This is a genomic window from Gelidibacter maritimus (assembly GCF_014062315.1).
GTDB lineage: Bacteria > Bacteroidota > Bacteroidia > Flavobacteriales > Flavobacteriaceae > Gelidibacter > Gelidibacter maritimus.
The window spans coordinates 422806-446050 of sequence record NZ_JACGLT010000002.1; the positions used below are offsets into that span (position 1 = coordinate 422806).

A 23245-nucleotide genomic window follows, 5' to 3' on the forward strand; every position below is an offset into this window, starting at 1 on the left:
TTAATACTATTTTCTATATTTCGCAGATACCTCCTTAGCCACAGCAACAAGAGTATCAGTAATCTCATCCGTAAGTTTTCCAGCTTTTAAGTCGGCAAGCGTATCACTATGTGTTGCTCTTAAGAACTCTAAATAATCACGTTCAAATTCTCTTACTTTTTCAACAGGTACATCTCTCAATAAGTTTTTAGATCCTGCATAAATGATAGCAATCTGATCTTCAACTTTAAATGGATCGTTTTGAGCTTGTTTCAATATCTCAACGTTACGTCTTCCTTTTTCAATAACGTTTAAAGTCACGGCATCAAGATCAGAACCAAACTTAGCAAAGGCTTCCAGTTCGCGGAATTGCGCTTGGTCTAATTTTAAGGTTCCAGATACTTTTTTCATGGATTTAATCTGTGCGTTACCACCAACACGAGATACCGAAATACCTACGTTAATTGCTGGACGAACTCCAGAGTTAAATAAATCACCATCCAAGAAAATCTGTCCGTCAGTAATAGAAATTACGTTGGTAGGAATATAAGCCGATACGTCACCTGCTTGCGTTTCAATAATTGGTAATGCTGTTAATGAACCACCACCTTTTACCATTGGTTTCAATACATCAGGCAAATCGTTCATTTCTTTGGCGATATCATCGTTATCGATAATCTTAGCTGAACGCTCCAACAACCTTGAGTGAAGGTAGAAAACGTCACCAGGATACGCCTCACGTCCCGGTGGACGACGTAACAATAATGAAATCTCACGGTATGCTACTGCTTGCTTTGATAAGTCATCAAAAACAATCAACGCAGGACGGCCAGTATCTCTAAAGTACTCACCAATAGCAGCACCAGCAAATGGCGCATACACTTGCATGGCAGCAGGATCGGATGCATTGGCGGCAACAATTGTTGTATATGCCATAGCACCTTTTTCTTCCAAGGTTTTTGCAATCAAAGCAACCGTTGACGCTTTTTGTCCAACCGCTACATATATACAATATACAGGTTCACCTGCATCATAAAATTCTTTTTGATTGATAATGGTGTCAATACAAACTGCTGTTTTACCAGTTTGACGGTCACCAATAACCAACTCACGCTGACCCCTACCTACAGGAATCATGGCATCTATAGATTTAATACCTGTCTGTAATGGCTCAGTTACCGGTTCACGATAAATAACACCAGGCGCTTTACGTTCTAATGGCATTTCATAAAGCGATCCACCGATAGGACCTTTTCCATCAATTGGAGTTCCTAAAGTATCCACAACACGTCCAACAATTTCTTCACCAACTTTAAGAGAAGCAATTCTATCTGTACGTTTTACGGTAGAGCCTTCGCTGATACCTGTAGCTGGTCCTAATAAAACAACACCAACGTTATCTTCTTCAAGATTCAGTACGATGCCTTCAAGACCATCTGCAAATTCAACCAATTCACCATATTGAACGTTTGCCAAGCCGTAAACACGGGCAATACCATCTCCAACAGTCAATACTGTTCCTACTTCGTCCAATGAAGCACTTGCTTCAAATCCTGACAATTGTTGCTTTAAGATTGCTGAAATTTCAGCTGGTTTTACTTCTGCCATTTTTATTAGATATTATTTTCATTGATCTTCTTATACCACTTCGACTGCGCTCAGTGTACCAAATCAATAAAACTTTTAGTTTAATGTAAATTCTCTTTTTAACTTATTTAATTTGTTTGCAATACTTGCATCGTACTGAATATCTCCAATACGTAAAATGAAGCCTCCTAAAATAGATTCATCTACAATATTTACAATATCAGCTTCTTTATTGGTAAGCTCTTTAACCTTGGCCAATACTTTTACTTTAAGATCGTCAGTCAACGCGACTGCCGTAGTTACTTTTGCCACTTGTTTACCTTGGCTTTCATTATAAAGTTCGTTATATTTTTGAGCAACTTCACCCAAAATATCAATACGTTTATTGGTAATTAAAGTATCTATCAAACCTGAACTTAAATTATGCAATCCTTTAAAAACGGCCAATAAAGCCGATTTTTTAGTTGCAGCAGGTATGACAGCACTCATAAGCATATTTTTTAACTCTGTACTGGCTTCTACAGCATTTGCAACGGAACTCATGTCAGCATTGACAATTTCTGCCGACTTTTGCTCTTTTGCAAGATCTAAAACTGCTTTTGCGTAACGTAGTGCTGTTCTTGTTTGTGCCATAGTATTCCCTGCCAAGACAGGGATCTTATTTAATTATACTTAATCTCTTAATTCAATTTTGCATCTCCTAACATAGACTCAACCAATTCTAATTGTTTGTCTTTGTTGGATAACTCTTCACGTACCACTTTCTCTGCAATATCAATAGATAAGCTTGCCACGTGATTTTTAAGTTCAGCCATGGCTGATCTTTTTTCGTTCTCAATTGCTTCTTGAGCTTGAGTGATCATTTTAGTTGCCTGTTCTTGGGCTTCTTCTTTGGCATCACTAACCATCTTAGTTTTGATCTCACGCGCCTCTTTCAACATCCCTTCGCGTTCCGCACGGGCTTCGTTAAGGATACGCTCATTATCTGCTTTAAGATTTTCCATCTCCATTCGCGCTTTATCAGCTGCTTCCAGAGCATTTTTGATGCCGTTTTCACGTTCGTCTACCGCTCCTAAAATTGGTTTCCATGCAAACTTTCTCAAAATGACAAGAAGGATGAAAAAGGTAATAATTGACCAAAAAACAAGTCCTAATCCTGGTGTAATTAAATCCATCTATAATAGGTTTTAGTTTTTATAATTTAAATTTTTTTCTTCGACCATGCATCTTCGAAGTGTAATAGAAACACAGAAATAACCAACCGTTATTTCTGTGTTCTTGTAAATGGTTACTTCTTAGCTTACGATGATCGCCGCAACAACACCAAAAAGTGCTACTGCCTCTACGAAAGCCGCTAAAATAAGCGCTGAAGTTTGAAGTTTCCCTTGGATTTCTGGTTGACGAGCCATAGCGTTCATAGCTGACTCACCAATTTTACCAATTCCAATAGCCGCTCCAATAACTGCCATACCAGCTCCTAATGCTGCAATTCCTGTAATAGTCATAATAAAAAATTTAAATTAATTAATGATTGTCTTCTTCCGCGGTGGCCATACCTATATATAGGGCAGATAACACGGTAAATATATATGCTTGAATTGCAACAACTACAATTTCTATGATTAAAATGAACAATGAAAACCCTACCGATACCGGTGCAATAGCGATGCTCTGAAAGGTAAAGATTAGTGACATTAACGATAGGATAATAATATGTCCTGCAGTAATGTTAGCAAACAAACGAATGGTTAATGAAAATGGTTTTACAAACATTCCAATAATCTCAATAGGTGCTAAGAATATTTTCATCGGAACAGGAACACCTGGCATCCAGAAAATATGTTTCCAATAATTTTTGTTACCACTGAACATGGTAATAAAGAAGGTAAACAAGGCCAATGTCAAGGTAAATGCAATATTACCACTCACGTTGGCACCGTTTAAGATAGGAATCAATCCAAAGATATTATTTAGCCAAATAAAGAAAAACACGCTTAACAAGAACGGCATGAATCTTCTGTATTTCTTTTCACCAATCATCGGGATAGCAACCTCATCTCTAATAAAAATCACTAAAGGTTCAACAAAGGACGCTATGCCTCTTGGCACATAATTATTTGCTTTTTTGTATTTACGGGCTGCAGAAATAAATATCAAGAACAATACAAGTACTGACACCCACATCATAAAGACGTTTTTTGTAATAGAGAAATTTAGAGGCTTGCTAGCATTTGTCGGCTCCTCTTCTTCATCAAAGGCCAAAGCATCCACTCCAGCATCCAATTGGTAGATTTTCTCATGGTATTTTACAAAACGCTCACCGTTTTTCTCAACAATTACCGATCCAGAATCGTCATGATGAAACTCGCTTGACATAAACGTAACCAAGCCATTATCCGTATAAAGAATGATAGGTAGCGCTATGCTGATAGGCTCATTATTCCAGTCTACAATATGAAATTCATGGGCATCTTTAACGTGATGCATAATCATTTCAGTGGCATTGAACCCTTCATCTTGATCTTCGTCCTCTTGTGATGCAAAACCAAAATTGGTGATTGCTACAGAAAAAACTAAAAATAATACGGCTCTTAAAGTGTTTAATGTCATTATAAATAGCTTAAAAATACCTTGCTCTAAATTCCGTGCAAATGTACGTACATTATGTTAAATGTCAAACACTTTTTTGTCAATATTAAACCCAAGGTTATCATGAGGGTTTTTGAAGCAATTTTGTAATGGAATAAACTTCAAATGCCAAGTAGATAAAATACGGTATAAAAAAGTTAAAAATATCGGGTTGTTTCTTCTCAAAATCGGCTAAAATAAGAGGTAAAAGAAACAAAATGGCAAGAAACATCTTAATAAAAGTGCTGGACATAAACAGCACAAAAATATCAGTTTTACCCGTTGAAGATTTATAATTTACCGCCGTGTACAACAAAGTTGTGACTATAAAATGAAACAGATAAATCTGCCAAATGGGAAAAAACAAATGCAGCTCCGCTCCAAAATAGGTCAGCACATAACTATGGATGGCGTAAAGCACTAAGCTTAAAACAGCAATGAAAAGTAAAAAACTAACTTGTCTTTTTAGAAAGGTCGGATTCATTAAATAAAGAAAAAAATTATTGACTATTATGTCTAACAACGTTCCGCATGCTTACCAGCAGATTGAAGTTATTTATCATCTTTTGAATTTGCAATAATACGTCTTATTACAAAAAACACCGCAACAACGGTTGAGGTTAAAGATAAAATAATGGTCCAAAGGTTATTCTCATTAGCATAATGAGCATCAATCTTGATTCCTAAAAAACTACCAATCCCGATAATAGCGAACATCTGTATAGCTATACTCGAATATTTGGCGTAGCTATTAAGCGGATTGTTCTTTTTCGGCTGGTTTGGCATTAGGCTTTGATGCTTTTTGATTGCTATTTTGACCAGGCTCCTTTTGACTGCCTTTCATGATACAGGTTGCATTGAATGCTGCGCCAGGCTCAACGGCCAATTTGCCGACTTCCACTTCGCCCTCAACTAAAGCTGAGGATCTTAGTGACAGGGTATCCGTAAGAATCAACTTTCCTGAGAATTGTCCTTCAATATCAGCATTGGCTCCTTTAAGTGTGCCGTTGATAACTCCGGTTTTTCCGAGTACCACCTTACCTGGCGTTTTAACGTTGCCTTGTATGGTGCCCTCAATTCTAAAGTCGCCATCACTAATGATATCTCCCGTAATGGTGGTGCCTTTTGCGATGGTGTTTTGTTGATTAACTGCTTCTGAGGTTGTTTTTCCTTTTTTTGGTTTTTCTGTAAACATAATTACTGGTGGTTTATTGGTTTTCTAGGTAGTCTTTGAGGTTTTTATGTCTTTGCACAATTTCATAGTTAGGTGATGAAATGGCAATATAAGGTCGTGTAATATTAGCTTTGCGCTCTCTAAGCAGGTCGGCAAATCCTCGCGCACCATTGATGCTTTTTAAGCCATGCACCACCACAAAGGTAGTGTTATTATCATAAACATCTTTGGAGACGCTCAAATCAAAGTACCTGATTTTGACGACCTCATCACTCAAGGTCTTTAAAAATGCGTCTATATCCTCATCACTGTTGTTCTCAAACCGATATAATACATTAAATCTAGAGCCAATGGAGTCTTGTTTAAAATTCCTATCGGATAAAGCTGGAATCACATTTTCAACGATTTCTTGAGCGCGTCTGCCTTCTTCTGAATTTGGATAATTCAAAGCGATATAATTAACCCCCTCTTTATAAGCTTCAAAACCATACAAACGCCCTTTTGCCGAGGCTTTTAAAATTTCAAACTTCGGCACAATGGGTTCGCCTTCAAATTCAAGAACATACTTATCGCTCTGCTCGATGACTTCTTGAAAGTTCTGTGCTTCATAACTCGCATAGGTTCGCTCATAGATGCTTTCAGGACTGTTCTCGTCCTTGGACATTTCTGATTTCGGATTTAAAAGAATGGCGGCATAACGCGAGTTTGGATTGTTGTTGATGATATCCTGCTTCATCTGTTCGGCAGCATTGGGCTCATTTAAACGTCCGTATAATTTGTATAGATTATACTTGGTTGGCAATACCAGTCGCTCTTCAGGATTGTTTTCCATTAAAGCTTTGAGCTTATCTTTTGCAAGTTGGTATTCTTGAAATTTTTCTTTGTAGATGACCCCTAATTGATAATAGGCGTAATTTCGGTCTTTTATGATGCTGTCAATCACTTTTTGATCGGACGGAATTTTAGAAATGTAAAACTCAGGGTCGTAACGCTCCTCTTCAGAAACAGCCGTTACCAGATCATTGGATTGAACCGTGAGCTCATTACTGCGCGTACTTGAGAGTCGCCAATTATCCTTGAGCGAACGGTCTCCCCAATTTTTTAAAAATTCATTTTTTCCGTAGGCTACGGTATTGGAATTATAAAAATAGAACGTCGATTTTCCTCCCGGAGGTTGGGCGCCATTATTCGCCAAATTTCCAGAATTCCTAGTATTGCCCATATTATCTGCGCTAACAATACCAGAATTGGCCTTTCGCTGGGCGATTTCTTCCTGCTCTTTCAAATGTTCGGCCTCTGCTTTTAATTTATCGATATACGTTTCAAAAACAGCAACCCTGTCGGCATCCGGTAAATTTACCAAATGTAAGATGCTGTCATTTACTTGAGCAACATTTTCGTAATAGATGACATCTTCTAAATTTTCTCTTTTTCGCTTGATGGTTCTATAAGGCTTGGAGTCCACCACCATATTGGTCAACGTACTGTCATAATAAGCTCCTGCAGTTTTATATTCTGATTTGTCAAAATTCATATCACCCAACGTAACATAGTCAAGTGCTCGTAGATGTTTATCGCCTGAAGTTGACCTTAAAGATTTGTTATAATACGCAACAGCCAATGAATCCCGATTGGCCTGTTTATGGAATTCCGCAATGCGGTAGTAGATTTTATCCAGAAAAGGCCTGTTCTCACGGTCTTCCTCCAATTCGGTCAGGTATTCTTCAAATGCCAAAACATCGCCGATATCAGGATCAAAGTTTGCGGCTTTTGCCAAGTGAGCATTAATATAATAGGCTCGTGGGACTTTCCGGTGCAAATCAATTACCTTATCAAAGGCAATATTCGCACTATCCTTATAACCAAACTCATTATAAATCTGACCTCTGATATAGTTGTAACGTGCTTTCTCCTTGTTTTTCTTGGTATGGGCAGCAGCAATTGCCAATTGGGTCAAGGCGCTGTCTTTTGCATGAATGTTAATGTAGGCCTGTGCTAAAGCAGCGGTGGCATCGGCCATATCCTGATCGCTCAATTCCTCCAATCGCAACAAGCGCTTTATGTTTTTGATGGCAAGCTCATTGTTTTCAAGACGCATATTGGTTTTTTCACGCCAAATTTTTGCTTCATTGATTTTGTCGCTGGCGGCGTACCTGAATAAAATATAGTTAAAGGCTTCCAGTGCAGGAATAAATCGTTGATCAAAATAACGTGCTTTCCCGAGCAACAGATGAGCCTCATCAATTTGCGGATTGTATTCTCTGCCTTTAATGTTCATCCCATGGGTCTGAACGGCCTTGATTGCTTTTTCCTCTGCGCGTTCAAAATCAGAGTTTTTGGACTGGCCGGGCAGCATAAAATCATCTGTGGTTTCCATACGTTCTATAGGGAGTAATTCCCAATAGTTATCGGTAAAGGCGTCATCAACCGTTTCCCTTCCATTTTCCAACGCTATGTTTCCGTTGTAAAGAATGTTATATTTTGTCCCCATAGCATGAAAGTTTCTGTTAATGAAGGTATCCTTCTTGCGCGAACAACTTGTTACCATAAGTGACGCCAAAAACAGAAATAAGATGGATTTGAAAATACTATGCAAGGTGGGTTGTATTTGGTTCATAAGATAACTAAAAACAGGGGCAAATATTATGCAATGCCGTAAAAATAAGCATCTTTTTGAATTATTCGAGGAAAAATTAGTGGAGTTTTCGATGTGGGATTCTTAGATAATTCTCGCAGAGACGCAGAGGCCCGAAGTTATAAATTCCAAAAACAAAAGCACCAAATTTCAACTTACGCTCGTGTCAAAAAACTCATAAAATATCAGTTATAATCAATGACACACGCCTGAACGATCGGGCAAGTCAGCGTTAATTTCACGTACAGAAAAAACGGAAAAGACCTCACAGGTTTCAAAAACCTGTGAGGTCTAAGTGCCTAAGATAACCTATTATTCTCCAGCAAAATGTGCTTCCAATTCTTTCAAGGTAGCGGCGCTGGTTACCAAATCTTTAATAACTTCACCTTTCTCTAAAACCACAATGCGTTCACTCACTTCCGTAACATGCATTAGGTCGTGACTTGATACCAATACAGTAACGCCTTGTTGACTTGCAAGGTTTTTAATGATCTGTTTTAGTCGGATTTGGGTGGTAGGATCCAAATTAGCAAAAGGTTCATCAAGAATAATGACTTCCGGATTTCCAATAAGAGCGGCTATAATGCCCACCTTCTTTTGATTGCCCTTGCTTAAATCTCTCAGATATTTTTTTTGGTTTAATATTTCACCATGGAAAAAATCCTCAAACTGCTTTAATAATGTATCTACATCCGCTTTATTTTGACCCCGTAATTCGCCAATAAAATAGAAGTATTCTTCTGGAGTCAAATAGCCTATTAAAAAGGTTTCGTCAATATATGCTGAAGTGAAAGGCTTCCAGTCTTCACTTTCATCAATTTGAATGTCCTTGCTTTTAATAAAACCTGTGGTTGGTTGAATCAAGTCTAATAACAGACTGAAGAACGTCGTTTTTCCTGCGCCATTATTGCCTACCAATCCAAAGCTCTGCCCCTGTGGAATGTCAAGATTTTCAATGTTTAAAACCGGACTTGAATTATATGCTTTTGATAGATGGGATACTGTTATCATAATTAATTATTTTGTTTGTAAGCGGCTAATGTTTTATATTTTTCTGATTTATAGACTTTTTCTATAATGTTGAACACTTTATTCTTGAATAAAAAACCAGTAAATCCGGCAATGGCCACTAAGGCGAAACCGAAAACTTCTCCAAGTGTAAAATGCCCAACGGCATAAATAGCCATTGGCAATACCAATTTTGGAATGGTCAATAATAAGGTTTTCGCATTAAAGGCCTGTTTGTCTCCAAAGGCTTTTTTACTTGTGGTCAGATCTATGGGAGTTTTGATATATGCGCCACCCCAAAGAACCATATGGCTATTGACTCCAATATTATAAATGGCGCCAACAACAACTGCTGCATAGGCTTGCCACCCCCAATAGAGGTAAAAAACAGAAATAATGGTTGATACTATAGTGGCAATGACCATTAAGTACCATTTGGATGCGATATATTCTTTATACCGAATATTTTGGCTCATCATTAACGGGTAATAAGCACTATCCCAACTTGGTACAAATTGGCCAAATGTAAATAAGAACCCGCCAGATATAAAGATCCCAGCAAAGACCCGCCAGAAAGGACCCTCATAAGCTTCAACGGACCCTGTAAAAAATAGTAACCCATAAAATATAAAGAGTACGCTTATAAGTAAAGTTGTTTTTGAGCGTTTATTGCGCCTTAACAATTTAATATCGTTTTTAAGAAAGGTAGACATGCTTCCAAAACGGTTTAACCAGCTGTAATCTTGGGTTTCAGCGATGTCATGTTTCACGGATAGCCCTGAATCTAAATACAAATTGTTTTTGAAAAAGGTAAATGCCATTTTATAAAAGAACACTGCCAAAAACACTGGCACAAAAGCCAAATAAGGTATGGCATAAAATGCGTTAAAAACGGGGTAGGTAAGCTGTGTAATATCAAAAACACCGAAGTATTGAAGTCCGATCATAGCGCCAATAACACCAATAACCGCGAAGAAAACCACGTCTTTATTATTGACAAAAATATTGATGAAATTATTACAATAAATCCAACCTACTATACCCAGGTTCCATGCCATGACTTGTAAAACAGGGAAACCTTCCATAATGAGCACAATTGAGAAGGGAATAAAGAAAAACGCGTGCAGTACGTTAAAGAATGAGATCATGGTCTTACCGATGGCAAAATTGACAATCGTCTTTCTTTTGATTGGTAAGTACATGAGTGTTTTAATGTTCAGTACCGGCATCTTCTGAAGGAAATACCGGAATACTAAATCAAATGCCATATAATAAATCAGCACTTGATTGACCACTTGAAAAGGCTCCATGTTAAATTGCTCCTCAATGATAAAGTAAACCCCAAAACCCATGAGTAAAAAAGAGGCAATCATCCAAAGAGCACCAAAAACCATCATTATTTTAAGAAAAAGATTGGTTTTAAAAGAGGCTGACCTAATAAAGGATTTCCATTCGAGACTTATAAAATATTTCAACATACTGTTCTGGTTGCGATGTAATCATTGGTAATATTAAATCAATTTTTGTTACAAACAAATTTCAAATAATCTAAACTTTAGAAGCAATTTACCCAAAGACACCCGCTTCATCTCTTATAATTTTGTTAGATAGGTGGCATTTATTACAAGCTTTCGTTACTTTTGATGAAAATTTAAATTATGTCACAATATCATACCCTAACCATAAAAAACATTGAGCGCGTCACTTCAAAATCGGTAACCATTACCTTTGAAGTCCCTCAACATCTTAAAGACGATTTTAAATTCAAGGCAGGCCAGTATATAACTATAAAATCTATGCTTAATGGTACTGAGATAAGACGCGATTACTCTTTGTGTTCTTCTCCAAAGAGTGGCGATCTAAGGGTGGCCGTAAAAGAGGTGAAAGACGGTACTTTTTCCAAGTATGTCAATAACCAATTAAAGGTTGGAGACCAGTTGGAAATTGCGCCACCAAGAGGTCATTTTATTTTTGAACCTAATGACGCCAAGACCAAGCATATTGCCGCATTTGCAGCAGGTAGTGGCATCACCCCAATTTTGAGCATTGTTAAATGCGCTTTGGAAGAAGAAGTCATGAGTAATGTTGTTTTGGTTTATGGTAATAAAACCACGGACGACACGATGTTTATGACCGAATTGCTGCAACTGCAACGGGATTACAGCGATCGGTTGGCCATTCAATTTGTTTTTAGTCAAGCTCAAGAAGATGATTCTATTTTTGGACGTATTGAAAAAAGCACAGTCAATCTCATATTAAAGAACAAGCACAAAGATTTGAGTATTGATGCGTTCTATTTATGTGGACCGGAGGCAATGATACATACTGTAAAGGATGTTCTTTCTGAGCATGAAATTCCTGAAGATCGGGTGTTTTTTGAACTGTTTAAAGCTGCAAAACCTACAGAACGCGACACTGCGACCCTTCCTGATGGACAAACCAAAATTTCAGTTGTTTTAGATGATGACACGACCGAATTTGAAATGTCACAAAAACAGACCATTCTCGAAGCTGCACTAGATAACGATTTAGATGCTCCCTATTCTTGCCAAGGAGGAATTTGCAGTAGTTGCTTGGCACGTGTCATTGAAGGGGAAGCAAAAATGCGTCAAAATAATATTTTGACTGATGGGGAAGTTGCTGAGGGTTTGATCTTAACCTGTCAAGCACATCCTCTAACACCGCATATCAAAATTGATTATGATGATATTTAAATCTTATTAAATTAAATGGACACCAAGGTTTTAATCGTTAAAAACCTTGATTTCGTCGAATAGACAGAAGTAGCACTCTTAATATTATGTTAAATAAGATGAATTTTCTATTTTTATAATTGATTTAATTGTTACTATAAGGTTTATCTATTAACGAAAATTAAATCTCATAACCCTACTTTTCAGTAGGGTTTTTTTAGGATGTTTTCAATCTTTTCAACCACATCTCTCGGATCGATAGTGGCCATACAGTTTTCATAACCCTCAGGAAATTTGTTGCCATAAATGGAGGTTGGAATTTCAGGAAATTTTTTACGATCCGCTAAAAGTGCATTGTTTTCATCCTGATGAAACGGGAAAAACCCTGCATAAGGATGGGTTACGCCCCAAAGCGTCAAAACTTTTACCCCCATCATTGCCGCCAAATGGGCGTTGCCCGAATCCATAGAAAGCATCACATCTAAATTTGAAATCACATCCAATTCTTCATCAAGATTTAACTTTCCAGCAATATTTGTGACATTTTCGTTTTTGATAGAACTCAAGTATGCAGCATCATCTTTACTGCCAAAAAGCAAAATTTTATAGCTTTTTGAAAGATCTTTAATGACTGATTCCATTAAGTCTAAAGGATACATTTTACTCTTATAAGCTGCAAAAGGTGCAATTCCTATCCAGTTTTTAGTATCGCTTCCCATCAAATTGAGTGTTTTAGAATTTAATTGGGCACGTTCCGGAAAAATTGGGTCGGAATCTTTAATCGGAAATCCTAATTTCTCAAAAACATCTTTATAGCGTTGGTGTGTGCTTTTTAATTGCTCAAATATCTTTCCCTTGACTAAAGCTTTCTTTTCAGCCCTTCCTTTGTCCAATTGGATGGGTTTCAAATCTAACAGAAAGATTTTAAGGATATTACTTCGGAGTACATTATGCAAGTCGGCAACAGCATCAATGCCCAGCATCCTCAAGTCTTTTGAAAGTTCTAAGAGACCAAAAAAGCCTTTATGATTTCCTTTTAGATCTGGAGCAAAAACAGATACATTTTCTAAATCACGAAAGAATGGTTTAAAAAATTCTCTGGTTAAGACGGTTAACTTGATCTCTGGATATTGCTCTGTAAAAGCCCTTAGCACCGGGACAGTCATGGCCACGTCTCCCATGGCGGATAGACGGATGACGAGGATGTGTTTAGGTTTGGCTGTGGAATTAGACATTTTACAAAAAATAAACCTGTCAGGTTTTTGAAACGTGACAGGTTGCGTTTAGTTTATTTTTGTCCGCGCAATACAGGGTTTAATTCATCATCATTGTACATTTTCATTTGCTTGTACACTTTCATGTATTTGTCGCCGTTTTTAATATCCGTAAGCAAATCGTCAATGGCTTGGCTTAAATCTTTACGCTGCTCCAATAGCACATTTAGTTTAGTAGTACAATTGAGCTTATGCGATGACGAGGCGTCAGGACGTTCAACCTCTTCGTTCATATGATAGATTTTTAAAGCTAAAATGGAGAGTCTGTCAATGGCCCACGCAGGACTTTCAGTATTGATGGTGGCATTTGGTTTAGGTACAACATCATCATAAAGACTCAAGAAATAACTATCAATATATTCTACCATATCCGTCCTATCTTGGTTGGATGCATCAATTTGACGTTTCAATTTTAAGGCTTCTATAGGATCGATATTCGGATCTCTAATGATGTCTTCATAATGCCATTGCACGGTATCAATCCAACATTTTCTATACAAGAGATGTTCAATGAGCTGTTTGTCTTCGTCATATATATTTTTAAAAACTTGATCCACTGTATTCTTTATATGATACGTATCGATGGCTTTTTGAAAAATTTCATTGGCTTTTGCTGTAAACATAATCTGATGATTTTAAGACGTAAATATACTTCTAATTAATTAACTTTACCATTCAAAATAGAGTTTAAGCCTTATGCACATTCACAACCTAACAGAAAAAAATTCCATTTTAAACACATTTATTTCAGAAATGAGAGATGTGAATATCCAAAGTGACCGGATGCGCTTCCGAAGAAATATTGAACGCATTGGCGAGATTTTAGGCTATGAAATAAGCAAAAAATTAAATTTTAATCCGGCGGTGATTGAAACACCCTTAGGGAGTTGTGAAATGAATATTATGGGAAATGAAATTGTGCTTTGTTCTATTTTGCGAGCTGGCGTGCCTTTGCACAACGGATTATTAAACTATTTTGATGACGCAGAAAATGCATTTATTTCGGCCTATAGGCAACATCATAAAAACCCCGATAGTTTTGAGATTGTTGTTGAGTATTCAGCATGCCCAAGCTTAGAGGGCAAGACGCTTATTTTAGCTGATCCTATGCTAGCTACGGGCCAATCTCTTGTGGCCACTTTTGAAGCTTTAAAGCCTTTTGGAAAACCTAAAGAAATTCATTTAGCTTGCGTCATTGGTGCACAAGATGGTATTGATTATATCAGCAGGCATTTTAGTCCGGATACCCATTTGTGGATTGCTACCGTAGACCCTGATCTCAATGAGAAAGGTTATATCATGCCGGGGTTAGGTGATGCCGGCGATTTAGCCTACGGCGAAAAGCTACAGCATTAAGTTCAACAGGGCGGCACCTATTAAAATAAGGATCAAAACCTCCTTAAACCATTTTTCTGGAATAATTTCTAAATAATTAGACATGATAATCGCCAACGGTGCGAATAGAAAAATAAATTCGCTGCCATCTTTGTAAGGCGACACCAAAATAATGCTCAAGGCAATCAATGACGACACTATAACGATGATAAATGATGGTCTGTAGCTCTTTAATTGCCGTTTAATACTTCTCATAAAATAAAAAGAGGCCCATATTCCGTAAGAAAATAATAAAGTAGCTGCTATGATCATCCGCTTTGAGTTCAAGGATGTAAAATCAAAGCTTACATCAAAAAAACCGTTTAAATAGGGGTCAAAATCTATATCCATTGCAATCATATAAGCAGCAGCAATGACCACAACGCAGAGGACGCCGATAAACGGAATGATCCAATTTTTGATATCTATTATGGAATGCAGAAAGAGTGCGAGAAATATTAAAATATAAAATAAGGAGGCCCAAAAAAACAATAGAGTTGCTAAACTGATCCAAAAGGCAGCATCAAAAAGTTTTTTCTTGATTTCTTTTCGAGATCTCAAGCTAATGATACGTCGTAACGCCAATAAGATAAAAAAATTGGCCACAAGCAGTTTGGAATTGCTTAGCGTTTCTGGTAAGACCGCCACAAACAGACCAAACATTAAAATTTTATAGCTGTTTTTTTTTGTCAGCTTATTTTTACTGGCAAAGAAGTCAAGCACAAATAGTGATGCCAAACATACCCCAAAAAGAAAAGCTTGCTTAAAAAAAAGTTCGACCGAAAAATTACTAGTCAAGGTTGTGAGCTTGGTGACCAAGAAAACAACAAAAAGCATGGCGCTGATGACCAGAAAATGTATAGGTTTTGCTTTACTGAAAAAACTTGAAATCATTTAGAGCTGTGTTCTGGGTTTGCTGCTTAGTCTATACTTCAACGAAAATAAAATTCGCTCTCACTTTATGGAACATTTCAAATAAAAAAAACGTAATTTTGTATTGTAAATATAATATTTATTATCATGACTGAATTTTTTTACGGTATTGCAGCCTTATTTGATTTTTTAATGATCCCTTTTGAAGCTTTAAGAGAACTGGAGCTTGACAGTTGGTGGCTTGCAAATCTTGTCTCTTGGATACTTATAATCATTACTTTCGTGGCATTTGTTTATTGGATGGGAGAATTGAAGAAGTATGACGATAACGACGAAGAGGACAAAAGCATTTCATCCCATTCGTTTTTATAAATCAAAACCAATATCCTTACGGTAATACATCTTATCAAAATGTAGTTTCTCTATATTTTGATAAGATTTTTTTATGGCTTCTTGGTACGTTTCTCCAAAGGCCGTAATAGCCATAACACGACCTCCAGAAGTAACCACCTGATTGTTCCTTAGTGAGGCACCGGCATGAAATGGGATGACCTCTGTTAAATTTGCTAGGCCTGTAATTTCTTTACTTTTCTCATAGCTTTCGGGATAACCACCCGAAACCAGCATGACTGTGGTGGCAGCACGTGAATCAATTTCAATCTCAATACTGTCCAAGGTTTGATCGGCAATAGCTTGGAATATTTCAACTAAGTCATTTTTTACTCGTGGCAAAACTACCTCGGTCTCCGGATCGCCCATCCGCACGTTGTATTCAATAACTTTCGGATCGTCCCCAACTTTAATCAAACCGATAAAAATAAAACCTTTATAGTGCAGGCCATCTTTTTGAAGCCCGGCAACGGTTGGTTGAACAATGCGCTCTTCAATTTTATTTAAAAATGACTCGGTGGCAAAAGGTACGGGAGATACTGCGCCCATCCCACCGGTATTTAATCCAGTATCACCATCGCCAATGCGTTTATAATCCTTTGCCGTTGGCAAAATTTTATAGTTTTTCCCATCGGTAAGCACAAAGCAACTCAACTCAATGCCATCTAAAAACTCTTCAATGACCACTTTAGTGCTGGCTGCGCCAAATTTGGCATCTACAAGCATATGCTTCAGTTCTGCTTTGGCTTCATTGAGATCATTTAAAATCAAAACTCCTTTTCCGGCTGCCAAGCCATCTGCTTTTAACACGTAGGGTGGCTTTAAGGTTTCCAAAAATTGATATCCAGCTTCTAAGGTTGAGGCATCAAAACTCTGATAAGCCGCAGTAGGAATATCATGACGGAACATAAATTCCTTGGCAAATTCCTTACTACCTTCTAATTCTGCCGCAGCTTTTTGAGGACCAATAACGGCAACATGCTTCAACTCCTCATCATCCAAAAAGAAATCGTGAACACCTTTCACCAAAGGATCTTCTGGTCCGACAACAACCATATCGATTTGTTTTTCAAGAACCACTTTTTTTATAGCCTGAAAATCGGTGACGTTAAGATCGATGTTTTCAGCTATTTCAGCGGTTCCAGAATTTCCTGGAGCCACATATAATTTTTGACATAGTGGACTTTGTACAATTTTCCAAGCAAAAGTATGTTCCCTCCCACCGGAACCAAGAATTAAAATGGTCATGTTAGTAATGTTTGATGCAAAAATATAGTTTATGCTATGAAAACAATAATATTTTTGACGATTAAATCGATAATGTAAGATAAAAGAATCAAGAGTAGAGTCTTAACCAGAAAAGTATGAAAAATATTGATTTTGAGGCTTAATATCAGCCGTATCATCATGACTTGCGATGCTTACAAAAATTTAAAAGTGAAGAATGGTGCCAACCTATTGCGTTGTATATTGTGACGAGGCATTGCCCATAGACAATATCTTAGTTAGTTAACTCAAGAGTTCCAATCGAACAAGAAGGGAGTTGAACCTTAAATGTTCAAGATTGAATTTAGTCAAGAGTTTAATTAATTTCTTTACTTTACAATCTCAAAATCAGGTTAACATTGAATTTATTTGATCTATCTTTAAAACTGAACGGGTTTCCAATTAAGGAAGCGCGACCGGTATTGAAAGAAATTCAAATTCTTAACGACGAGAAGTTCAAGAATTACATAGAGAACCAGAGAACAACAATTGTCAACTATCACCTCAAACACAATCCTTTTTACCAGTCTCTTTTTAAAGACGCTCAATTCTCAACTTGGAATGCTGTGCCCATTATGACCAAAAGAGATTTGCAGCACCCTTTGGTCAATCGACTATCGGAAGGTTTTTCGGAGAAAAACGTTTATATCAATAAAACGTCGGGGTCTTCTGGAGACCCTTTTGTTTTTGCCAAGGACAAGTTTTGTCATGCCTTAACCTGGGCGGTTATTCAAGATCGTTTTGGTTGGTTCAACCTCAACTTCAACAGCTCAAAACAAGCCCGATTTTATGGTATTCCTTTAGATAAAAAAGGGTATTATAAAGAACGTTTTAAGGATGTCTTGAGCGGACGCTTCCGTTTTTCGGTCTACGATTTAAGTGATGCTACGCTTGAAAATTATTTAAAAAAGTTCAAAACCACTCGTTTTGATTATATCAACGGTTATACAAGTGCCATTGTTCAATTTGCAAAGTTCTTGGAGCAGCGAAATTTGGTTTTAAAAACAATATGTCCTACCCTTAAAGCCTGTGTTGTGACCTCAGAGATGTTATTTGAAGACGATAAACAGCTAATGGAAAAACAATTTGGTATACCTGTGGTCAATGAATATGGGGCATCGGAATTGGATTTAATCGCTTTCCAAAATCCGCAAGATGAATGGGTTGTGAACAGTGAAACCCTTTTTGTGGAAATCATTGATGCAGATGGTCAAGTATTACCTTACGGTGAAGAAGGGCGGGTAGTCATTACTTCATTATACAATAAAGCACACCCCTTTATTCGCTATGATATTGGCGATATTGGAATTCTTTCTAAAGAAAGTACATTTCAAAAACCGTTGCTTCAAAAATTAATTGGACGCAGCAATGATATCGTCCACTTACCAAGTGGAAAAAAGGCGGCTGGACTTACCTTTTACTATATTACCAAAAGTATTGTTGAAGATGATGGTAACGTGAAAGAATTTATGATTGAGCAATTAGATTTTCAAACCTTTAAAATCATCTATGTCAGCAATCAGGAACTATCAAATCAACAAACTAAAACGATACTTAAAGAAATAGAAAACTACCTTGAAAAAGGACTATACATTATCTTTGAGCGTCAACCACGCTTAAAACGTTCTCAATCAGGAAAGCTGAAACAGTTTTCATCATTATTAAACAAAATATGACCATAACCATTATAGCCGGCGCACGCCCAAACTTCATGAAAATAGCACCTATTATCGATGCTATCAAGCAAAAACAATCAGAAGGTGTTGCAATTAATTATCAGTTGATCCATACGGGTCAGCATTACGATAGGAACTTAAGTGATACTTTTTTTGAAGAATTGAATATTCCGTTTCCAGATATCAATTTGAATGTGCAAAGTGGCACACAAGCAGAACAAACTGGAGCGATTATGATTGGGTTTGAGAAGGTTTTGGCAGAAAACCCAACCGATTTGGTGATGGTGGTTGGTGATGTCACTTCAACTATGGCCTGTACGATAGTCGCCAAAAAAGCAGGTATAAAAGTGGCGCATGTAGAGGCTGGAATCCGTTCAGGTGATATGAATATGCCTGAAGAAATCAATAGAATTGTCACCGATAGCCTAACCGACTATTTTTTCTCCACCACATCTTTAGCTTCAAAAACCCTCGAAGATCTTGGCGTAAATAAAAGCCAAATTTATTTGGTGGGCAATGTGATGATTGATACCCTACGCAAAAATGAGAGCAGACTCAAACAACCTGCACTTTGGAAAGGGTTGCAACTGCAGGAAAAAAAGTATATGGTCATGACTTTGCACAGGCCAAGTAATGTGGATGAAGAAGGACAACTCAAAGCTTTAATTACACAGCTTGCCCAATTAGGAAAGGACTATCCTATTATTTTCCCGGTGCATCCAAGAACCAAAAAGCTGTTGGAAGGATTGAATTTAAATTTTGACAACTTACATTATGTCGCGCCGTTGGGATATTTAGAATTCAATTATCTGGTTAAAAATGCCTTTGCAGTACTGACAGATTCTGGAGGAATCACAGAAGAGACCACGGTCATGAATGTTCCCTGCATCACGTTAAGAGATAGCACAGAACGTCCAGAGACGTGCACAATCGGTACCAATGTTTTGGTGGGAAATGATCCTGATAAAATCGTTCAGGCTTTCGAAAAATTATTTTCTGGGAATTGGAAAAAGGGTGAAATCCCAGAGTTATGGGATGGCCATGCTGCCAAACGTATCGTAAATAATATCGTAGATATCTACAAATTGTAATGAAGGAGATACTGATCATTACCAGTTATTTTCCTCCTGAAATTGGTGCGGCATCCAATAGGATCTTCCATTTGGCTGAAGGCTTAAAAAATCGAAATTTTAGAGTTTCAGTCATTACGCCATTGCCCAATTATCCAACCGGTAAAATTTTTAAATCCTATCGCAGAAAATTCAGTCATTCCTCTAATGAAAATGGGATATTGGTCCATCGTTTATGGATTTACGCTACGGTTTCAAAAAATAAGGTTGTTCGATTGTTTGCGATGCTATCCTACAGTTTAAGTCTCATTTGGTATTTCTTGTTCAACGAAATTCCTAAAACAGTTATCGTTCAATCACCACCACTTTTGGTCGCTTTTACCTGCTGTACATTTTTACGTTCCAAAAAACGGAAGTTGATTCTTAATGTCAGTGACTTGTGGCCCATTGCAGGTCTGGAATTAGGCGCTTTAAAAAAGAATTTCAGCTATCGTATTTTAGAGAGAATTGAACGTTCAAATTACAGGAAGGCCAATTTAATTTTAGGTCAAAGCGAAGAAATACTGACGCATATTAAAACCCTATTCCCAAATAAAAAGACCTTCTTATATAGAAACTACCCTGATTTTGAATCGCCGGAAATCAATGCTCAAACCAAAAATAACCTGGGTAAAATTAGTATGGTCTATGCTGGCTTATTGGGAGTTGCCCAAGGCATTTTAAAGTTGTGTCAAGAACTGAATTATCAAGCTATTGAATTTCATATTTACGGCTCTGGCTCAGAACAATTAAAAATAGAAAACTATATCAATGCCCATCCGGAATTACCCATTAGGTATCACGGCGAAGTGTCGCGGGATATGTTGCACAAATCACTTATAAAATACGATATAGGCATCATTCCGCTACTGAACCGAATTTATGGCTCTGTACCCTCAAAAATATTCGAATACGCTAAACTGGGGCTTCCTATGTTGTATTTTGGAGGTGGTGAAGGCGAGACGATTATAAAAGAACACCGACTCGGTTGGGTGGCTAAAGCTGGAGATTATGAAGACTTGAATAGCACCCTTTCCATTCTTAAAAAAACTGATTTTAATAACAACTTCAAAAATAACATCAAAACATCTGCTATGTTGCACTTTGACTTCGACAAACAGTTGGACGAGTTGGTAAAAGAGTTCTAATAGGCCTTTTCTTCACCTTTTACAGCGTTCAAAAATGTTCGTACAATAATTCTGATGTCGAGTAATAACGACCAATTTTCAATATAGAAAATATCATATTTAACGCGACCAATAATATCCTTATCGGTTTCAATTTCGCCCCTAAAACCACTTATTTGAGCTAAACCTGTAATCCCAGGTTTTACAAAATGTCTTACCATGAATTTATCAATTCGTTTTGCGTACATGCTCGTATGACTCACCATGTGCGGCCTTGGACCCACCACGGACATGTCGCCAAAAAGAACATTGAAAAATTGTGGCAATTCGTCAATACTGGTTTTTCTTAAAAACTTGCCTACTTTCGTCACCCGTTGATCATCTCTTGTGGCTTGATAAAGATGGGCGTCGTTATTGGGCATCATCGATCTGAATTTGTAGCAGTCAAACTCCTTATAGTTAAACCCATTTCTGGATTGCTTAAAAAACACAGGACCTCTTGATTCTAATTTGATCAAAATGGCAATTATTGGGGTGAGCCAGGATAAGATGAAAATGATGACCAAACTAGAAAATAGGATATCAAAACTTCTTTTAATGACCTGATTAATAGAATCTTCTAGTGGAATATTCCTAAGTGAGAGTATTGGAATATAATCATAATACTCATATTTTAATTTCTTGGAATAAATCTCCTTATTATCTGGTAAAAATTTTAAGATTTTAAGATTGTTATCGGCAAAATCGGTTATTTTAATGATCTGATTATTTGAAAGTTCCGAAATGGAGCAATATATTTCATCAACAGCATTTCTCTTTATATAATCAAAGCATGCTTCAAGATCGACACTTTTCTTATCTCGAAAACTAAAAGTTTTTTTATGGACATAACCATATTCGGGATTCTTATTAAAGAAGTTTTCTAAGGCTAAAGTTTTTTTGTTGACCCCTAAAATGACGGTATTTCTATAATTTCCTCCAAATGAAGTACGATATTTTTGAAGCAAATAATAGACTGTAAACTTAAAAATGGCAATCAATAAAAATACCGATCCCACATATTTGATAACTGTTTTTGGAGCGATATTAAATTGCTGATGATACCCTGAAAAAGCAAAAATAATTAAGGTAAAAAGAATCATTTGCCGCAGAACCAAAGAAATGATGGTGACTTCTCTGGTGAATCGATATACTTCATAAAATTTTGAAGAGATGGAGAGAATTATCCAAGCACTAGAAATCACTGATACAAAAAGGATCGGATCTATATCTTTGAAAAAATAAAGAACCGCCAAGCCATTAATCACACACAAATCAATTATATATGAAATGGGCCTTAAGTATCCGGAATATCTACCTTGCTTAAAAGAATTCACATTATCGTTTTATATGGTTCGTAAAATCTTTATGTGCACTTTTGTATAATTCCTCTTCCGTCAGACCTTTGAAATAATTATAGGTAATAGCCATGCCTTCCGCTCTTCCAACCTTTGGCTCCCAATCCAACAACTTCTTTGCCAAGCTAATATCAGGTTGCCGTTGCATAGGGTCATCAACCGGCAGCTCCTTATAGACCACTTTTTGATGTGTCTTGGTAAGTTTTATAATTTCTTCAGCAAATTCCTTAATTGATATTTCATGAGGATTGCCAATATTTACAGGATAGGCATAATCGCTCATTAAGAGTCTATAAATACCTTCAATTTGATCATCTACATAACAAAACGAACGTGTTTGTGAACCATCACCAAAAATGGTCAAATCTTCTCCTCTTAGCGCTTGCCCCATAAATGCCGGAATAACACGGCCGTCATTGAGGCGCATTCGCGGTCCGTAGGTATTAAAAATCCGAACAATACGGGTTTCAAGACCATGGAATCTATGGTAGGCCATGGTAATTGATTCTTGAAAGCGTTTGGCTTCATCATAAACACCCCGAGGTCCGATAGCATTGACGTTGCCATAATAATCTTCAGTTTGCGGATGTACCAAAGGGTCTCCATAAACCTCAGAAGTAGAAGCAATAAGCAATCTGGCTTTCTTATTTTTAGCCAGACCCAATAAATTATGCGTTCCTAAAGACCCTACTTTTAAGGTTTGAATAGGGATTTTTAAATAATCTATTGGGCTTGCTGGAGAAGCAAAGTGGAGAATATAATGGAGGTCTTCTTCAATTGTAATATGTTCAGTCACATCATGCTTTATAAATCTAAATTGCGGGTGATTTTTTAAATGTTCTATGTTTTTTGCATCACCAGTTATGAAATTATCCATACCGATAACGTTAAAACCTTCTTTTATAAATCGATCGCAGAGATGAGAACCAAGGAAGCCAGCGGCTCCTGTGATGAGGATGTTTTTAGACATTGATTTTGAGTTATTATAGATAACATCTTATTTTAAAAGTTCTTATTACCGCCTTCCTAAGGCGATTTGAGTTCCAAATATAATG

23 protein-coding genes are annotated in these 23245 nt (G+C 37.1%); 6 read left to right on the top strand and 17 right to left on the bottom strand.

Features of this window, described 5'->3' with window-relative positions; genetic code table 11:
- Window positions 1-6: 6 nt before the first annotated feature.
- From atpA to H3Z82_RS04130, 11 genes are all read right to left on the bottom strand, one after another.
- Window positions 7-1587, bottom strand: a complete 1581-nt coding sequence (atpA, locus tag H3Z82_RS04080; protein ID WP_182202757.1) for a F0F1 ATP synthase subunit alpha — start codon at window positions 1585-1587, stop codon at window positions 7-9.
- Between the two features lie 75 nt (window positions 1588-1662).
- Window positions 1663-2214, bottom strand: a complete 552-nt coding sequence (atpH, locus tag H3Z82_RS04085) for an ATP synthase F1 subunit delta (protein WP_317172421.1) — start codon at window positions 2212-2214, stop codon at window positions 1663-1665.
- A 32-nt stretch (window positions 2215-2246) separates the two neighbouring features.
- Window positions 2247-2741, bottom strand: a complete 495-nt coding sequence (locus H3Z82_RS04090) for a F0F1 ATP synthase subunit B (RefSeq protein ID WP_182202759.1) — start codon at window positions 2739-2741, stop codon at window positions 2247-2249.
- Window positions 2742-2861: 120 nt separating this feature from the next.
- Window positions 2862-3071 (bottom strand): ATP synthase F0 subunit C, encoded by a 210-nt coding sequence (gene atpE / locus H3Z82_RS04095; protein WP_182202761.1) that lies wholly within the window; start codon window positions 3069-3071, stop codon window positions 2862-2864.
- 19 nt (window positions 3072-3090) lie between these two features.
- Entirely contained in the window at window positions 3091-4176 is a 1086-nt protein-coding gene (atpB, locus tag H3Z82_RS04100) for a F0F1 ATP synthase subunit A (protein WP_182202764.1), read from the bottom strand.
- Between the two features lie 100 nt (window positions 4177-4276).
- Window positions 4277-4678, bottom strand: a complete 402-nt coding sequence (locus tag H3Z82_RS04105; protein WP_182202766.1) for a hypothetical protein — start codon at window positions 4676-4678, stop codon at window positions 4277-4279.
- Between the two features lie 68 nt (window positions 4679-4746).
- Window positions 4747-4980, bottom strand: coding sequence for an AtpZ/AtpI family protein (locus H3Z82_RS04110; RefSeq protein ID WP_182202769.1), 234 nt, complete (start codon window positions 4978-4980; stop codon window positions 4747-4749).
- Window positions 4946-5389 carry a bactofilin family protein gene (locus H3Z82_RS04115; RefSeq protein WP_182202771.1) on the bottom strand — a complete coding sequence of 148 codons (444 nt, stop codon included), beginning with the start codon at window positions 5387-5389 and terminating at the stop codon, window positions 4946-4948. Before H3Z82_RS04115 ends, H3Z82_RS04110 begins: the two co-directional genes overlap by 35 nt.
- 13 nt (window positions 5390-5402) lie before the next feature.
- Window positions 5403-7985 carry a type IX secretion system periplasmic lipoprotein PorW/SprE gene (porW, locus tag H3Z82_RS04120; RefSeq protein ID WP_449528466.1) on the bottom strand — a complete coding sequence of 861 codons (2583 nt, stop codon included), beginning with the start codon at window positions 7983-7985 and terminating at the stop codon, window positions 5403-5405.
- Between the two features lie 330 nt (window positions 7986-8315).
- Window positions 8316-9014: an ABC transporter ATP-binding protein gene (locus tag H3Z82_RS04125; protein ID WP_182202774.1), complete on the bottom strand. Its 699-nt coding sequence runs from the start codon at window positions 9012-9014 to the stop codon at window positions 8316-8318.
- A 2-nt stretch (window positions 9015-9016) separates the two neighbouring features.
- Complete coding sequence (locus tag H3Z82_RS04130) at window positions 9017-10489, bottom strand: DUF5687 family protein (RefSeq protein WP_182202777.1); 1473 nt, start codon at window positions 10487-10489, stop codon at window positions 9017-9019.
- A gap of 180 nt (window positions 10490-10669) precedes the next feature.
- Between H3Z82_RS04130 and H3Z82_RS04135 the strand changes: the two genes are divergently transcribed.
- Window positions 10670-11725: a ferredoxin--NADP reductase gene (locus H3Z82_RS04135; protein WP_182202779.1), complete on the top strand. Its 1056-nt coding sequence runs from the start codon at window positions 10670-10672 to the stop codon at window positions 11723-11725.
- Window positions 11726-11907: 182 nt separating this feature from the next.
- Here the strand turns inward: H3Z82_RS04135 and H3Z82_RS04140 are convergent, their stop codons facing one another.
- Both H3Z82_RS04140 and H3Z82_RS04145 read right to left on the bottom strand, forming a co-directional pair.
- The gene (locus H3Z82_RS04140) at window positions 11908-12939 is read right to left on the bottom strand and encodes a glycosyltransferase family 9 protein (RefSeq protein ID WP_235982356.1); all 1032 of its coding nucleotides are present in this window, start codon (window positions 12937-12939) and stop codon (window positions 11908-11910) included.
- Window positions 12940-12992: 53 nt separating this feature from the next.
- Window positions 12993-13601, bottom strand: coding sequence for a DUF4254 domain-containing protein (locus tag H3Z82_RS04145; RefSeq protein WP_182202781.1), 609 nt, complete (start codon window positions 13599-13601; stop codon window positions 12993-12995).
- Between the two features lie 73 nt (window positions 13602-13674).
- Between H3Z82_RS04145 and upp the strand changes: the two genes are divergently transcribed.
- Window positions 13675-14334, top strand: a complete 660-nt coding sequence (gene upp, locus H3Z82_RS04150; protein WP_182202784.1) for a uracil phosphoribosyltransferase — start codon at window positions 13675-13677, stop codon at window positions 14332-14334.
- On the opposite strand, the gene H3Z82_RS04155 is transcribed toward upp, so the two are convergent.
- Window positions 14323-15246 carry a DUF6427 family protein gene (locus tag H3Z82_RS04155; protein ID WP_182202786.1) on the bottom strand — a complete coding sequence of 308 codons (924 nt, stop codon included), beginning with the start codon at window positions 15244-15246 and terminating at the stop codon, window positions 14323-14325. The genes upp and H3Z82_RS04155 overlap by 12 nt on opposite strands.
- A 126-nt stretch (window positions 15247-15372) precedes the next feature.
- On the opposite strand from H3Z82_RS04155, the gene H3Z82_RS04160 reads away from it, so the two are divergent.
- A complete protein-coding gene (locus H3Z82_RS04160; protein ID WP_182202788.1) occupies window positions 15373-15597 on the top strand; it encodes a DUF6341 family protein in 225 nt (74 codons plus the stop codon).
- On the opposite strand, the gene purD is transcribed toward H3Z82_RS04160, so the two are convergent.
- Window positions 15592-16863 (bottom strand): phosphoribosylamine--glycine ligase, encoded by a 1272-nt coding sequence (purD, locus tag H3Z82_RS04165; RefSeq protein WP_182202790.1) that lies wholly within the window; start codon window positions 16861-16863, stop codon window positions 15592-15594. The two genes, H3Z82_RS04160 and purD, sit on opposite strands and share 6 nt — an antisense overlap.
- Window positions 16864-17240: 377 nt before the next feature.
- Between purD and H3Z82_RS04170 the strand changes: the two genes are divergently transcribed.
- From H3Z82_RS04170 to H3Z82_RS04180, 3 genes are read left to right on the top strand one after another with little or no spacing between them, the layout of a single operon-like run.
- The gene (locus tag H3Z82_RS04170; protein ID WP_182202792.1) at window positions 17241-18557 is read left to right on the top strand and encodes a phenylacetate--CoA ligase family protein; all 1317 of its coding nucleotides are present in this window, start codon (window positions 17241-17243) and stop codon (window positions 18555-18557) included.
- The gene (gene wecB, locus H3Z82_RS04175) at window positions 18554-19648 is read left to right on the top strand and encodes a non-hydrolyzing UDP-N-acetylglucosamine 2-epimerase (RefSeq protein WP_182202794.1); all 1095 of its coding nucleotides are present in this window, start codon (window positions 18554-18556) and stop codon (window positions 19646-19648) included. Before H3Z82_RS04170 ends, wecB begins: the two co-directional genes overlap by 4 nt.
- Window positions 19648-20814, top strand: a complete 1167-nt coding sequence (locus H3Z82_RS04180) for a glycosyltransferase family 4 protein (RefSeq protein WP_182202797.1) — start codon at window positions 19648-19650, stop codon at window positions 20812-20814. Before wecB ends, H3Z82_RS04180 begins: the two co-directional genes overlap by 1 nt.
- Here the strand turns inward: H3Z82_RS04180 and H3Z82_RS04185 are convergent.
- A complete protein-coding gene (locus tag H3Z82_RS04185; protein WP_182202799.1) occupies window positions 20811-22169 on the bottom strand; it encodes an undecaprenyl-phosphate glucose phosphotransferase in 1359 nt (452 codons plus the stop codon). The genes H3Z82_RS04180 and H3Z82_RS04185 overlap by 4 nt on opposite strands.
- Before the next feature lies 1 nt (window position 22170).
- Window positions 22171-23160, bottom strand: coding sequence for a UDP-glucuronic acid decarboxylase family protein (locus H3Z82_RS04190; protein ID WP_182202802.1), 990 nt, complete (start codon window positions 23158-23160; stop codon window positions 22171-22173).
- Window positions 23161-23245: the final 85 nt, after the last annotated feature.